Origin of the sequence: Klebsiella sp. GN_Kp190, assembly GCF_040061795.1 — a bacterium.
Taxonomy (GTDB): domain Bacteria; phylum Pseudomonadota; class Gammaproteobacteria; order Enterobacterales; family Enterobacteriaceae; genus Klebsiella; species Klebsiella michiganensis.
In genome coordinates, this window is record NZ_JBEAFN010000028.1 from 71,966 (window position 1) to 86,580 (window position 14,615).

At 57.7% G+C, this 14,615-nt stretch carries 13 protein-coding genes; 5 read left to right on the forward strand and 8 right to left on the reverse strand.

Annotation, left to right across the window (positions count from 1 at the left end):
* The first annotated feature begins 113 nt into the window (after positions 1-113).
* The 4 genes from ttrS to ABLU67_RS16850 all read left to right on the forward strand — a co-directional run bounded on the left by ttrS (position 114) and on the right by ABLU67_RS16850 (position 5,684).
* Positions 114-1,886, forward strand: coding sequence for a tetrathionate respiration histidine kinase TtrS (gene ttrS, locus ABLU67_RS16835; protein WP_348852392.1), 1,773 nt, complete (start codon positions 114-116; stop codon positions 1,884-1,886).
* Positions 1,861-2,448, forward strand: a complete 588-nt coding sequence (gene ttrR / locus ABLU67_RS16840) for a tetrathionate respiration response regulator TtrR (RefSeq protein ID WP_014229406.1) — start codon at positions 1,861-1,863, stop codon at positions 2,446-2,448. The genes ttrS and ttrR overlap by 26 nt, the downstream gene beginning before the upstream one ends.
* Positions 2,449-2,618: 170 nt before the next feature.
* The gene (locus ABLU67_RS16845; RefSeq protein WP_049083940.1) at positions 2,619-3,677 is read left to right on the forward strand and encodes a YncE family protein; all 1,059 of its coding nucleotides are present in this window, start codon (positions 2,619-2,621) and stop codon (positions 3,675-3,677) included.
* A 9-nt stretch (positions 3,678-3,686) separates the two neighbouring features.
* The gene (locus ABLU67_RS16850) at positions 3,687-5,684 is read left to right on the forward strand and encodes a TonB-dependent receptor (RefSeq protein ID WP_100248290.1); all 1,998 of its coding nucleotides are present in this window, start codon (positions 3,687-3,689) and stop codon (positions 5,682-5,684) included.
* Between the two features lie 50 nt (positions 5,685-5,734).
* Here ABLU67_RS16850 and tolA read toward each other — a convergent pair whose 3' ends face one another.
* The 7 genes from tolA to ABLU67_RS16885 form a co-directional block, all read right to left on the reverse strand.
* Complete coding sequence (gene tolA, locus ABLU67_RS16855; RefSeq protein ID WP_014838514.1) at positions 5,735-6,163, reverse strand: cell envelope integrity protein TolA; 429 nt, start codon at positions 6,161-6,163, stop codon at positions 5,735-5,737.
* A gap of 144 nt (positions 6,164-6,307) precedes the next feature.
* Entirely contained in the window at positions 6,308-7,420 is a 1,113-nt protein-coding gene (locus ABLU67_RS16860) for a M20 family metallopeptidase (protein ID WP_048252245.1), read from the reverse strand.
* On the reverse strand, positions 7,420-8,175 hold the full coding sequence (locus ABLU67_RS16865) for a glutamine amidotransferase (protein WP_348852393.1): 756 nt from the start codon (positions 8,173-8,175) through the stop codon (positions 7,420-7,422). Before ABLU67_RS16865 ends, ABLU67_RS16860 begins: the two co-directional genes overlap by 1 nt.
* A 13-nt stretch (positions 8,176-8,188) precedes the next feature.
* Positions 8,189-9,268 carry a phosphotriesterase-related protein gene (locus ABLU67_RS16870; protein WP_049083935.1) on the reverse strand — a complete coding sequence of 360 codons (1,080 nt, stop codon included), beginning with the start codon at positions 9,266-9,268 and terminating at the stop codon, positions 8,189-8,191.
* A gap of 3 nt (positions 9,269-9,271) precedes the next feature.
* The gene (locus tag ABLU67_RS16875; RefSeq protein ID WP_014229399.1) at positions 9,272-10,273 is read right to left on the reverse strand and encodes an ABC transporter permease; all 1,002 of its coding nucleotides are present in this window, start codon (positions 10,271-10,273) and stop codon (positions 9,272-9,274) included.
* A gap of 18 nt (positions 10,274-10,291) precedes the next feature.
* Entirely contained in the window at positions 10,292-11,038 is a 747-nt protein-coding gene (locus tag ABLU67_RS16880; protein ID WP_162557591.1) for an ATP-binding cassette domain-containing protein, read from the reverse strand.
* A 380-nt stretch (positions 11,039-11,418) separates the two neighbouring features.
* Positions 11,419-12,441: a LacI family DNA-binding transcriptional regulator gene (locus ABLU67_RS16885; protein ID WP_038424520.1), complete on the reverse strand. Its 1,023-nt coding sequence runs from the start codon at positions 12,439-12,441 to the stop codon at positions 11,419-11,421.
* Between the two features lie 344 nt (positions 12,442-12,785).
* Between ABLU67_RS16885 and ABLU67_RS16890 the strand changes: the two genes are divergently transcribed.
* A complete protein-coding gene (locus ABLU67_RS16890; RefSeq protein WP_049083933.1) occupies positions 12,786-13,739 on the forward strand; it encodes a substrate-binding domain-containing protein in 954 nt (317 codons plus the stop codon).
* Position 13,740: 1 nt separating this feature from the next.
* On the opposite strand, the gene ABLU67_RS16895 is transcribed toward ABLU67_RS16890, so the two are convergent.
* Positions 13,741-14,613, reverse strand: coding sequence for a ribokinase (locus ABLU67_RS16895; RefSeq protein ID WP_154905740.1), 873 nt, complete (start codon positions 14,611-14,613; stop codon positions 13,741-13,743).
* Between the last annotated feature and the right edge of the window lie 2 nt (positions 14,614-14,615).

Sequence of the window (14,615 nt, forward strand, 5' to 3'; positions counted from 1 at the left end):
ACAATGTTGATGATTTACAGTGTAAAAATCGCGGCGGGGTCAGCTCTATTGTGGTTAACCACATACCCGGCGGGTTGTTGATCTAAAACAACATAATGAACAGGGATAATCGGGTGAGAGCGAAAAAGGTGCAGCGTCTGGCGCTGCTGGTGACGGCGTTCCTGCTGAACAGCAGCGGGTGGGCGGCGTCGTGGAATATCGGCGTTCTGGCCATGCGCGGCGAGGTCTTAACCCGCAGCCACTGGCAGCCGCTGGAGGTGATGCTCAATCAGCAGCTTACGGATCAGCAGTTCCATATTCAGCCGCTCGATCTGCAGCAGATGCAGGAGGCGGTCAATAACGGCTCGGTGCAGTTTGTGGTGACCAATCCGGCGCAGTTTGTCCAGCTGAATAGTCATTCTTCGCTGCGCTGGCTGGCCTCTTTGCGCTCTTCACTCGGGACAAGCAACGTTATCGGCAGCGTCATTTTGACTCGTCGCGACAGCGGTATTTCGTCGCCGGCCGACCTGATCGGCAAAACGGTAGGGGCCATCGATCCTCAGGCCTTCGGCGGCTATTTATTGGGATACAAGGCGCTGAGCGATGCCGGGCTGCGGCCGGAACGCGATCTGCATCTGCGTTTTAGCGGATTCCCCGCGGATGCGCTGATCTATCTGCTGCGTGAACGGGCAGTGCAGGCGGCGATTGTTCCGGTGTGCCTGCTGGAAAAAATGGCTGATGAGGGACTGGTAAATAAAGCCGATTTTACCGCGGTCATCGAGGGGCCGGCGGCGATACCTTGTTTAACCAGTACCCCGCTGTATCCCGACTGGTCGTTTGCCGCGCTGCAGGCGGTGAGCGACGCGCTGGCGGATCGCGTGACCCGCGCCTTGCTCAATGCCCCGGATAACGCCGTCTTTCACTGGGGCGCGCCCGCTTCGACCCGTCAGGTGGAAGCGTTGCTGAGCGAAGTTCAACAGCACCCTCAGCAGCGACGGCTGTGGCTGGAGGTGAAAAACTGGCTTATCCAGCACCGGTTAATCATGGGCGGCATCGGGCTGACGCTGCTGTTGCTGACGCTGAATTATATCTGGGTGATGCTGCTGGTGCGGCGGCGCGGCAGGCAGCTTGAACGCAACGCTATCCGGCTGCGCGAGCAGGAGCTGGCGCTGCAAACGGCAAGACAGATGAGCGTATTGGGTGAGATGACCTCAGGCTTTGCCCATGAGTTAAATCAGCCGCTTTCGGCCATCCGCCACTATGCGCAGGGTTGTACGATCCGTTTGCAGAAACAGGATCCGCAGCATCCCTTACTGCCCGCGCTGGGCCACATCGATCAACAGGCTCAGCGCGGGGCGGAAACGCTGCGCAATCTGCGCCATTGGGTCAGCCAGGCGCACGGGGAGCCAGGACGAGCGGAGACCTGGGAACGTATCAGCGTTCGTCAGGCTATTGACCATGTCTGGCAGTGGCTGCGAATGCCGCAGCAGTTTCCCGGGCTGTTGCTCAACAGCGATGTCGATCGCCCGTTAACGCTCGTCTTACCGCCGGTTCTGCTTGAACAGGTGCTGGCGAATCTGATCCTCAATGCGGCGCAGGCCGGGGCGAAGATGCTGTGGATTGACGCCGTTCGCGATGCCGGAGGCGTGAAGATCGTCCTGCAGGATAACGGCGGTGGTATCGCCGGGGCGCAGCTTGCTCAGGCATTCCAGCCGTTTGTGACCAGTCGACAAGAGGGGATGGGGCTTGGGCTGGTTATCTGTCAGCGGCTGGTCCGCTATGTCCAGGGGGAAATAAGCCTGGCAAATCAAACGGCGCCCGATGGACGACCCGGTGTCACCGTGGTACTGACATTCATGCAACAAGGAGCGCGGAGCGGCAATGGCGATAATTCATCTACTGGATGACGACCTGGCGGTGACCCAGGCATGTGCTTTTTTACTGGAAAGCCTGGGCTACGAGGTGATGTGCTGGGCAGAGGGGGGCGTCTTCCTCGCGCAGGCCGATCTCTTCCGGACCGGCGTTGTCCTGCTGGATATGCGGATGCCGGCGCTGGACGGTCAGGCAGTACATGAGGCGCTGCGTCAGCGCGGCAGCACCCTGGCGGTGGTTTTTCTGACCGGACATGGCGACGTACCTATGGCGGTAGAACAGATGAAACGCGGCGCGGTGGATTTTCTGCAAAAGCCGGTGTCGGTGAAGCCGCTACAAACGGCGCTGGAACACGGCCTGGCGGCCTCAGGCGAGCGGTTTGCGCGGCAAAAGAACGTGGACTGCTATCAGCAGCTAACGCCCAAAGAGCGGGAGCTTGCGCTGCTGGTGGTGAAAGGGCTGATGAATCGGGAGATTGCGGAGATAATGAACATTGCCGTACGCACGGTGGAGGTCCATCGGGCGAGGGTGATGGAAAAGATGCAGGCGGGGAGTCTGGCGGAGTTAGTCAGCATCTTACAGCCGATTATCGCGTGATTTTAATGATTCCGATGAATGAAGCGTGGAGAGCTCCCGGCGGGAACAAAAAACGGCGGTTAATATCAGAACACAAAAATTGGTAGGGAAGATGGAGATGAATGCAATTGCAAATGATATTTATTTTCATTAGTGTTTGCATTCCGTAAGCTACTGTAAAGAAAAATTACATGTCTACCGCATCCCTGAAGCAGGCCGCTCGCCTCGCGCTGGTCATTTCGTTTTCCCTGCATGCTCTCTCCGCCTCGGCTAAGGATTTCACCGAGCGGGACTTCCGCGCTCAGGCTCTCGGCCACGGCGTTTACGAGCTGGCCTATGATAACGGCCAGAAGACGCTCTACGCTGCCTCCGCGCCCTCGTTTGATAAAGATAAAACCGCGGGACTGGTCTTTCGACTGGCGGCGGATTCTCTGCGGATTGATGAGAAAGTCGTTACCGAACGCCGCGCCTTCGCGCTCTCCCTGGATGAAGAAAATCACATCCTGTATTTGGGTAACGCGCTGGATGGCTCGCTAACGCTTCTGGATACGCTGACCAATAAGGTGATTAACACTATTCAGCTCAGCGATGATTCAGATCCTGCGAAACAGGCCCACGTCCGCGAAGTGGTGCTGGATAAGCTAAACCAGCGTTTGTATGTGTCAGGGATCGGGCGCAAAGGCCAGGGCCTGCTCTGGGTGGTCGATACCCGCAAGCAGCAGCTGATTGACACGCTGAACAACATCGACCCCGTAGGGTTTGCCGTTGATGCATCGGGCGAAAAAGTCTATGCGGTCACCGGCAACGGGGAGTTGGCTACCCTTGACGGCAAAACGTCGACGTTAATTTCCCGCGTGAAGGTCGATCCGGCTGACGCTGAGCACTATTTCCTCAATATCGCCCTGAACAGCGCCGCCGGAGTCGGATATATCGCCGATACCAACACCCGCGATGTGCTGGTGGTGCGGCTGGACTCCGGCAAGCTGGTCGATCGTATCGCTTCGCCAAACTCGGTCGCTGTGCTTTATAACGCCATGCGCGATGAAATCTACGTGACCCATCGCAACGATCGCTCGATTAGCGTCATCGATGCGCGAACCCATCGTCTCAAGCACACCCTCAAAACGGCGGCTATGCCCAACAGCCTGGTCCTTTCTGCGGATGGCGGAACGCTTTACGCCAGCGTCAAACAGGACGAAAAAAGCGATCGGCCTGACTACGTTCTCAAGATCGATCTCACTCAATTCTAAGGATTTTTTGTGGCGATGAAGACACGCATAGACGTGGCGATGGCGCTCGCCTTCGTCAATCTGCCCGCGGCAGCCTACGCCGCTGATGGCGCAGGGATAAATGAAGAACAGATGGTAGTGACCGCCACGGGATTCAGCCAGGAGAGGCGCGAGGCGCCGGCGACGATCTCGGTGCTCGATGAGAAGGCGCTGAATACCCGTTCCAATCAGAACGTCACGGAAGCGTTGCGCGAGATGCCGGGCGTGCTGGTGGGCAACGGCCACGGTAGCCTGGCGACCGGCGATGTACAGATGCGCGGTATGGATTCGACCTATACCTCGTTTATGGTGAACGGTATCAAGCAGTCTACCCGCGAATCGCGACCTTATGGGCATCACATTGGGTCTGAAGCCGCTTTTATGCCGCCGCTGGCCGCCATTGAGCGGGTGGAGGTGATTCGCGGGCCTATGTCATCGCTGTACGGCTCTGACGCTATCGGCGGTGTGGTCAACGTCATCACCAAAAAGGCGTATAACCTCGAAAAATGGACGGGGGTGCTGGAGGATAATTACTTCCTGCAGGAGAAAAGCGAATACGGCAATACTAACCAGACAAACGCCTTCTTTATGGGGCCCGTCGTACCGGGCAAACTCGGCGTCAGCGTGGGGGCTGACTATCTTGACCGTCGCGATGATGACAGCCCGACCCAAGAACGTTTTGTTAAGCATCAGGCGGGGAATCTGGACGCCACAATTTCTCTTTCGCCAACCGATACCCAGCTCTGGGATCTGAACGCCGCCAAAGGCAATCAGGAGAAAACCCATAACGATAAAGCGTGGTACTGGGGCTTTGACCGCGATGCGGTCTCGCTGTCACAGCATGCCTGGTACGGTGATGACCTGGTGGAGGTGAAGAACTTTATCAGCTACGAAAAGGCCCGCACGGAGTACCGCGTGCCCGGCATGGACTCGCAGTTTATCAAGCAGAATAATTTTGAGGCCAATAGCGCGAACACCTTTACGCTGGCCGATCACAAGCTGACGCTAGGCGTAAACTTCACGCGCAATGAGCTGAATGACACCTTTGGTATTGCGGACAAGCAGGCGCCCGGCGTCACCCCGGTGAGTAAAATCACCCGTCACGGCTGGGCGGTTTTTGCTGAAGACGCGTGGATGATTGTACCGGACTTCACGTTGACCACCTCTGCGCGCCTGGATCATGACAGCTATTTTGGCTATCACGTTACGCCTAAGCTCTACGGCAACTGGACCATTGACGAAAGCTGGGCGCTGAAAGGTGGCGTATCCGCCGGCTATAAAAAACCGGACCTGCGCCAGAACAACGCCGGCTTTACCAGCGTCTACGGCGCTTATCCCTATTCTGAGATTGGTATCGGCAACGACGATCTCAAACCGGAGCAGAGCATCAACACCGAGCTGGGCGTGTACTGGCAGCAGGATGCGCTGGCGCTCGACGCCACGCTTTTTCATACCAAATTTAAAGACAAAATCAGCGACCATACCATCTGTACCGCCTCGGCTACCCGGCAATGCCAATACAACGGCTATACCGCGGATAGCGTGTCGCAATACATTAACGTCGGGGATGCGGAGATCTACGGACTGGAGCTGAACGGCGACTGGCAGGTGACCGCAGCGCTGAAAGCGAACGCCAACTATACCTATACCCACAGTGAACAAAAAAGCGGTGAGTATAAGGGTTATGCGCTTAGCGATTTCCCCAGCAGTATGGCCAACGTTTCGCTGACATGGAACACCGCTTCCGATCTTGAACTGTGGACCAAGGCGAGCTGGCGCAGCAGATCGCCGGATATCGGCAAGTCCAGCTCAACGGATGCCTATGCGCTGGTAGATCTAGGCGTGCGTTATCGCCTGAGTAAGCACGTCACGCTGATGAGCGGTATCTACAATCTGTTTGATGTGAACCCGGTTTACACTACCGCTTACCGGCAGAAGGCAATGCTGGAAGGGCGACGCTATAATTTCGGCGGCCGCGTGGAGTTCTGAAAATCGTGCAGGGGCCGAATAGCCCCTGCGATAAAATGCAAAAAAAGCTCTCAGGGCCTGAAGTCCAGAACCACATGACTGAATGTCTGATAGGTTTTTTCATCTGGCGCGGGCGGAATTTTGGCTTCTTTCAGCGCGGACATTACCGCCGCGCATAACGCCGGATCGCCGCTCTCGACCGCTGGATTATGCACCGTCCCGTCACGCTGTAGCGTTAAGCGCACCGAGCATTTTTGCCCCTGCCAGGACGCCGGCTGGTCTATTTTCGCGAAGATAGCCCTCTGGACCTGCGTCAGATAGCGTGAGACGTTGGCCTGCGGTGATTGATCTGAACCCGTTTGATAATCGCGAAACATCTTATCCACTTCTGCCGATACCTTCGCGTCTTCGGCGCTATCCGGCGCAGAAGCACTACCCGAGCAGGCGGAAAGAAGTAAAGAGAGAGTGCAAATGAGCACCGGGCGGATTTTCACGGACATGGTAATGCCTCCTTGCTGGTGATGATGCGTTTCTGACGCGAGACGGTTATCCTCTGTTATTCCGCGATATTATTCAAACGCCGATCGCCTGGTATGCGCTTTAAAGTGACACCGTCACTCATTCTTTGCCTTCGCTGCGGGCGGCTACGCCATCCAGTCGCGGATAATGTCTCCGTATAGCTGCTCAGCCTCCTCCAGCCGGCTGAGCAGGCAGTACTCGTCGGTCTGATGGGCCATAGACGGCTCGCCGGGACCGAGAATAATACAGGGTGGATCGGCCAACGCAGGCAGCAGCAGCGAGGCGTCGGTAAAGTAGGGCACCACGCGCGGTTCAATCGGCTTAGCGTGCAGCGGCTGGCAGCGCTGATAAACCTGTTTAATCCACGCATGATCCTCCCGGCTCAGTACGGCGGGCAGGTCGACCAGCGTGGATACCGTGACGCTTTCGCCAAGCAGCGTGGTCAAGCGCTGCCGGATAGTGGCGTGCTGTAAATTGGGCGCGCTGCGGATATCGACATCAAAACGCGTGCGGTCCGGCACGGAATTAATATTGAGTCCACCTTCGATGCGTCCGACGTTGAGGGTGGGCTGCTTCATCAGCGGGTGCGCCGCGCCAGGGGAAAAATGCTGAATCTTACCCAGCGCATCCGCCGCAAGATAGATAGCATTTATCCCCAGCTCCGGCATCGCGCCGTGGGCGGTTTTTCCCCGCGTTTCGCAGCGTAGCCAGAGCGCGCCTTTATGGCCGATCGCCGGATAGTTGGCGGTGGGCTCACCGACGATCAGCGCGCCCACGTCCGGCAACGTCGCGGAGGCGATCAGCGCCCGTGCGCCGTCGCAGCCGGTCTCTTCTCCGCCGGTAATCAGCAATACCGCGCCGCGTCCGGAGAGGATCGTTTCCCGCTGATGAACGCAGGCGACGGCAAACGCCGCTATCGCCGCTTTCATATCGCTGGACCCGCGGCCATAAAGACGCCCGTCTTCTATCTGCGAGCCGAAAGGATCGTACTGCCACCGGGCATTTCCCAGCGGCACGGTATCCAGATGACCGGTAAAGGCCAGCGGTTTACCGGTCTTCGCCCCGGGCAGCCTGGCGATAAGATTGCAGCGTCCCTCGCCGAACGACGACAGCGAAACCGCAAAACCGCGATCGTTAAGCCAGTCGGCGAAGAACCGCATGCAGTCTGCTTCGCTGCCCGGCGGGTTGATGGTGTTAAAGCCCAGCAGCTGCCGGGCGAGCTCAAGGGTGGCGGCCATCAGCGACGTTCCGTCAGCCAGTCAAGGCAGTTAATCCACAGCTGGCGATAGCCGGGCCATTGAGCAAACTCTTCCGGCAGCCAGTGTGCCGACATATCGCTGGTCCACACCAGCGAGCGACCCTGCTGATACTCGCGAATGGCCAGCAGCGGATGACCGGTACCGGCGACCGTCGCCAGCAGTTTGCCTTCCGGATGCATTTCTACTTCGTTATAGCCCAGCAGCCACGGCCATTCGCCCGGAATATCGTTGAACAGGGCGTGGGATTCCGTCACTTCGGCATAGCAACCCTCCGGGGTTTCAATGCGATCGTCCCACGCCAGACAGCGGACCGGCAGAACTTTCTCCACCGCGGTATGGCGATAGCGCGCGCCGCCGTTAATCCCCTGGAAGCTGTAATAGCCGCCAATCATCATCAGCGAGCCGCCGCCGGCCACGTAGTCATGCAGCAGCGTCAGACGGTTGGCGGTTCGGCGGCTTTTCAGCCAGGTGTCCGGATGCAGCAGCAGCGTATTGGCGCCAATATCCGAAAGAATAATCGCATCCCACTGCTGCAGCGCTTCCAGCGTCCGCGGAAAGTCTGTCGCCGCCGCGTGGGCGGGCATATAGGTAATGGCGTAGGCACTGTCCGCGAGCGCGGCCAGAAAATCCGTTGCGCCGGTGTGCCAGGTGGCGGTGGCAAACTGGTCGAAGCCTTTAACGTGCGTTGAGGTGCTGGTCCAGGATTCACCGACCAGTAAGATTTTTTTCTGCATTATGACTTTCCTTTTATCCGCCAAAGACCCGTTGGGGATTTCCAATCATCAAGGTTTCAAGCTGTTCGCCGCTGACGCCGTGGCGCCGCAGGCGGGGAACAAAATGCTTGAGTATGTAGCCGTAACCGTGGCCGCCGTAGCGGGTGAGCATGGTTTTCAGGAAGACGTCCTGCGACAGCAGTATTTGCTGGATATAGCCGTCGTCAATCAGTTCGCGAATCGCGCGGGCGTTCTCCTCGTCGGAGGGCGACTGCGCCGACTCGTCGGCGTAGTAATAGCTCATGCCGATCATGTCGTATTCGAGAAACGCCCCGCGCTGCGCCAGCTCCCGCTGGTAGCGCTTATCGGCAAAGCTGGGATTCATATGGCACAGGACGGTATGGCGTAAATCGGCGCCTTCCTGTTCGAGAATATCCAGCACCCGATGGCCCAGCCGCTCCCAGCCGGGCAGATGGACCTCGATCGGCACGCCGGTCGCGGCGCTGGCCCGGCCCGCAGCGCGCAGCGATTTCTCCTCATCCGGGGTAAAGCGGCTCGAGATCCCGATTTCGCCGATGAGCCCGGCGAGCACGTCCGGTTTCTCCTCCGCGCCGCCCAGATCGTAAATCAGCCGTTCGGTCAGCTGTTCGACGCTGCTGGTTCTTACCCACTCGGGGTGCGAAGGTTCCAGATAGAGGCCGGTGCCCATAATAACGTTCAGACCGGTCAGGCGCGCGATGCGCGCCAGCGCGTTGGGATCGCGGCCGATACCGATATTGGTCGGGTCGACCACCGTTTCACCGCCAAGGGCGCGATATTTCGTCAGCTCTTCAATCGCGAGGTCGACGTCAAACAGCTGGCAGTTATCGCGGCTCATCAGCGGATTCAGCGACAGTTCGCCGAGGTTTTCCATTTTCACCGGCATTTCGGCAAGATGGCGATCGCTACAGCAGCAGGGCGGTACCCATTTGCCGGAGGCATCCAGCAGAATATGCTCATGCATCAGGGTAACGCCCATTTCGCTAATCGGCAGCGGGCCGAGCACCGTCATCACGTAACCGCTGCTGACGCCAAGCGGCAGCGGAGTGGGGTGGCGAAAAATTGATCCTTTCATCAGCTATCCTTTTGCCGCGGAGCGCGTGGGGTTGAGAATGCGGGTGTTCAGCCAGATCGCCAGCAGGATAATGGTGCCGGTGGCTATCTGGGTGTAAAACGGCGAAATATGCGACAGGATCAGCCCGTTCTGAATGACCGCAATCGACAGCGCGCCCAGCAGCGTACCGATAATGGTACCGAAGCCGCCAAACAGGCTGGTACTGCCAAGCACAACGGCAGCAATAACCTGCAGTTCAAAGCCTTCGCCCTGGTTGGAGGAGCCGCTGCCGAGGCGCGCGGTAATGATCATCCCCGCCAGCGCGGCGGCCATCCCGCTGATGATATAGACCTTCATGGTGACCGCTTTGGTATTAATGCCGCTGCGTCGCGCGCCTTCGGCGTTAGCGCCGATAGCGGTCACGTAGCGGCCAAAGCGCATATGATTGAGAACAATATGCCCGATAACCAGAATCATAATGCCGATCAGCGCGGGCATGGGGATACCGACTACCCACGCGCGTCCTATAAAGGTAAACAGGCTGTCAGCCGGAACCGGAATCGAGTAGCCCTGGGTGACCAGCAGCGCGATGCCGCGAACCACGGCCAGGGTGGCGAGCGTGACGATAAACGCCGGAATGCCTTCATAGGCGATAAAGAAGCCGTTGATGGCGCCCACCAATCCGCCGAGCAGCAGGCCGCCGAGCAGTACCACCGGCCACGGCAGCCCCCAGTTATTCAGGGCGATAGCGGAAAGCGCGCCGACCAGCGCGAGGGTGGAGCCCACCGACAGATCGATACCGCCGGTGGTAATGACCAGGGTCATCGCCGTCGCGACAATCAGCAGCGGGGCGCTCTGACGGATGATGTTGAGCCAGTTGGTGCCGGTGAGAAAGTTGCTGGTGATCAGCGAAAACACCACGCAGCAGAAGACGAAAAATAGCGCGATGCTGACCACGCCGGAGTGGTTATGCAGCAGGCGGCGCGGCAGCGAATGCTGGATCATGCGGGAGCTGCTTAAGTTCATGATACTCATCCTGTTACCTCAATGTGCAGCCGCAGAGCGGGCGGTGAATTTTTCGCCCACAATCAGGTTAACGATATCGCTCAGGCTGGTGTCGGCCACCCGTCTGTCGGCGACGTTGGTACCTTCATACATCACCATGATCCGGTCACAGACCAGGAACAGGTCCTGCAGGCGGTGGGTAATCAGAATCACGCTCACCCCGCGAGCGGAAACGCGGCGAATAAGCTCCAGCACCGCTTCGACTTCCGCGACGGCCAGCGCGGCGGTGGGTTCATCCATAATCAGCACCTTCGGGTCAAAGGCCGCCGCGCGGGCGATGGCAATGGCCTGGCGCTGGCCGCCGGAGAGATTTCGCACCAGCAGCCGGGTATCGGGAATGGAGATCCCGAGCCCTTTTAGCATCTCCCTGGCATCGGCGTGCATTCTTGCCTCATCGAGGAAGGGGATACCGAGGAGTGATTTCATCGGCTCGCGGCCCATAAACAGATTGCCCGCGACGTCGACCGTGTCGCAGAGCGACAGATCCTGATACACCATCTCGATATGGCAGCGGCGCGAATCGGCCGGATTAGTAAACTGCTGCTGTTCACCGTCGATACGAATCGTGCCGCTGGAGGGGATCACCGCGCCAGAGAGCACTTTGGTCAGGGTCGATTTCCCCGCGCCGTTATCGCCCACTAAGCCCAGCACCTCGCCCGGAGCCAGCTCAAGGTTGACTCCGCGCAATGAACGTATCGACCCGTAGGTCTTGGTGATATTGATCATCTCCACCCTTGGCGGGGTAGTTTGTGGCTGCTGCATCTGATAACTCCCATCGCTGTTGCCGGGAAAATGTTCGCCATCCTGCGGGAGAGATGCTATCCGACACGGTTTACATGCTAGTAAACCGGTTTACCTGCGGAATAGAGCACTCGCCAGCACAGTCAGGACAAACGCTATGTAAGATATTTGTTCGCCAGTAAGAACATTGCAGCATCCGTGCCAGGGCAGGAACAACACAGCAGCCCTGTGATTTAACCTTATGTAATAAATAGAGTTTATTCATTACGCTCCGGTAAACCGGTTTACTGATTATAGTGAATAAAATGTTAATTGATCGTTTTTTGCGCCAAAAGTGGGCACATTTGCGCCATTTTGGGATGTGCTTAACAGATCTTGATCGAGTCGCGGCCAATCCACTCTACCGGCAGGCGGGTTTCCGCCGGGATGTCCCGATCGTCGTTCAGCAGACGCATCATGATGTTCACCGCGGTGCGGCCCAGTTCCCGGGCGGGCTGGCGGATAGTGGAAATCCGCGGCTGGGTAAAATCGGCATAGTTGGCGTCATCGAAGCCGACTAACGATAGCGCCTCCGGCGCCTGGAGCCCGCTGGCGCGCAGACCGTCGAGCAGGCCGAGCACCAGATAGTCGCTGGCGGCGAAGACGGCGGTCGGGCGAACCGGCTGGCTGAACAGGGTCCGCAGCGCCTGCTGGCCAAACTCGCGCTGGTAGTCACCGTACATGACCCATTCGGGCGGCCAGCTCAGGCCGGCCTGCTCCATCGCGGTGCAGAAGCCCTGATAGCGCTCGCGTACGCTCATCAGCTTGTCCGGGCCGCCGACGAAAGCGATATGGCGATGCCCGGCGGCGATCAGCTTTTCGGTGGCGATCCGCCCGCCCTGGACGTTATCGGCAAACACTTTCGGCACCTTACTGCCGGGAATATCTTCATCCAGCAGGACAATGCGTTCGTGACGCTGGACTTCTTTGCGCAGCAGGCCGTTATCGGGGCGGTTGGTGGTGAACAGCAGGCCGTCGACCTGGCAGGTATCCAGCCAGCGGATAAACTGGCACTCTTTTTCCGGGTTGTTGCGGGTGATACACAGTACCAGGCTGTAACCGCTGGCAGAAGCGGCCTCTTCGGCGGCATCGGCCAGTTCGGCAAAGAAGGGGTTGGTAATATCGGGGAGCACCAGGCCGAGCGTTTCGCTGCCGCCTTTGCTAAGACGGCGTGCCAGGCTATTGCCGCGATAGTCCAGTTCGCGAATGGCGGTTTCGATGCGATCGATGGTGTCCTGCGGTAGCACAATACTGTTGTTCATATAGCGCGACAGGGTTGCCTTCGACAGCCCCGCCAGCTTTGCCACATCGGATAACAATACGCGTTTTATACTCATTTCCTGCGCCATTTCTGCCAGAATCGGCTATCTGTAACATAGTTAAGCGCGGTGGATACAGCAATTTCTCTGCTAACAATAACCGGAAATAAATGCTTGACAAAATTTAATCTGCGGAGAATTGTATAGGCAGTTTACCGCATCATCCGGGAAGTCATTCCCAAACCCGTTTAACTCATTCCAGTCGCGCACCGACACGGACCGGTTGCCGGAATGAAATTAAGCAGGTATCCGCCGAACGGTCGATGATTGTTCTGGCCATATAGACGATATTTGCCCGCCAAAAAATAATCCTTCTGCGTTCGCATGCGGCGCGGAACTCTGCTGGCTATCAACTATTCCCGACGAGGATACTGATGATGTTATTTCACACCGGAAAACTGCGTTTACTTGCTGTTGCCACCACGATGCTGGCATCAATGAGTTTTATTTCTGCCGCCGGCGCCGCCGGTCCGACTTATGCGCTGGTACAAATCAATCAGCAGGCCCTGTTCTTTAATCTGATGAATAAAGGCGCGCAGGATGCGGCCAAAGCCAGCGGCAAGGATCTAGTTATTTTTAACTCTAACGATAATCCCGTGGCGCAAAACGACGCGATAGAAAACTATATTCAGCAAGGTGTTAAAGGCATTCTGGTTGCCGCTATCGACGTTAACGGAATTATGCCCGCGGTAAAAGAAGCGGCCGCCGCTAACATTCCAGTGATTGCGATTGATGCCGTATTACCGGCCGGGCCGCAGGCGGCTCAGGTTGGCGTTGATAATATCGAAGGTGGCAGAATTATTGGTCAATACTTCGTGGACTACGTGCAGAAAGCGATGGGCGGCCAGGCGCGGCTGGGTATTGTCGGCGCGCTGAACTCGGCCATTCAGAACCAGCGGCAGAAAGGGTTTGAAGAGACGCTGAAAAGCAATCCGAAAATTACCATCGCTAACGTCGTCGACGGCCAGAACGTACAGGATAAAGCAATGACCGCAGCGGAGAACCTGATTACCGGCAACCCCGATCTGACGGCGATCTATGCCACTGGCGAACCCGCTCTGCTGGGCGCTATCGCCGCCGTGGAAAACCAGGGGCGCCAGAAAGATATTAAAGTCTTTGGCTGGGATCTGACGGCGAAGGCGATTTCCGGTATTGACGGCGGCTACGTCACCGCCGTTCTGCAGCAGGACCCGGAAAAGATGGGGGCCGAAGCCCTGAATGCGCTGAACGCTATCACCTCAGGTAAAACCGTGCCGAAAACCATTCTGGTTCCGGCCACGGTGGTAACCAAAGCGAACGTCGATACCTATCGTTCGCTGTTCAAGTAGGTCAGCGCGCGCCGTTCACGGCTAACAGAGCGGTGAGTTCGTGGCCGTCGGGAAACGCGCTGAGCGTCCCCCGACGGCTAACGGTAATGGCGGCAGCGCGGCTGGCGTGCGCCAGCGACAGCCTATCCGGCGCGACGCCGCGCAGGATCGAGGACGCCAGCATCACCGCGAGGAACGTGTCGCCAGCGCCGGTGGTGTCTAGCGCCTCGGCGGGGACGGCGGGGCAAAACTGGCGCTGACCCGCCTGAACCAGCCAGGCGCCTGCCGCGCCCTGGGTTACCACTAAGGTTTTCACGCCGTAAGGCTTAAGCTGCTCGGCCTCGGATTCATTGACCACCGCGATGTCGATGAGCGGCCACAGATGGCAAAAGTCAGGATTGACAGGCGAGGGGTTGAATACCGTTGTCATACCGCGGGCTTTGGCGAACTGGAACAGCGCCCGGGTTTTATCCAGGGAGAAATTGCCCTGCTGTAGCAGAATATCGCCCGCGGCGGCCTCCGCCATATGCGGAATAATATCATCAAGGCTGAACGTATCGGCTGCGGCCGTCGTGGTAATGATGGCATTGTCGCCATCAGCGCTATTTAAAATAATCGAGGTGTCGCTATGTTGATTGAAATGGCCGTCGGGTAGTAGCGTCAGTGGTTCATTTTTTATCTGCTGACGGATCCACTCGCCGTTGTTGTCATTTCCCGTGGCGGCAATTAATCGCGTGTCGATTCCGCAGCGGGATAATATAATCGCCTGATTCGCGCCTTTACCGCCGATATCCTGCGAAACTTTAATGCCGTGAATGGACATGCCTTTTTTCGGTATATCCGGAATGGACCAGATTTCATCTACGGTAATATTACCAGTAACGTAAACACGCATAG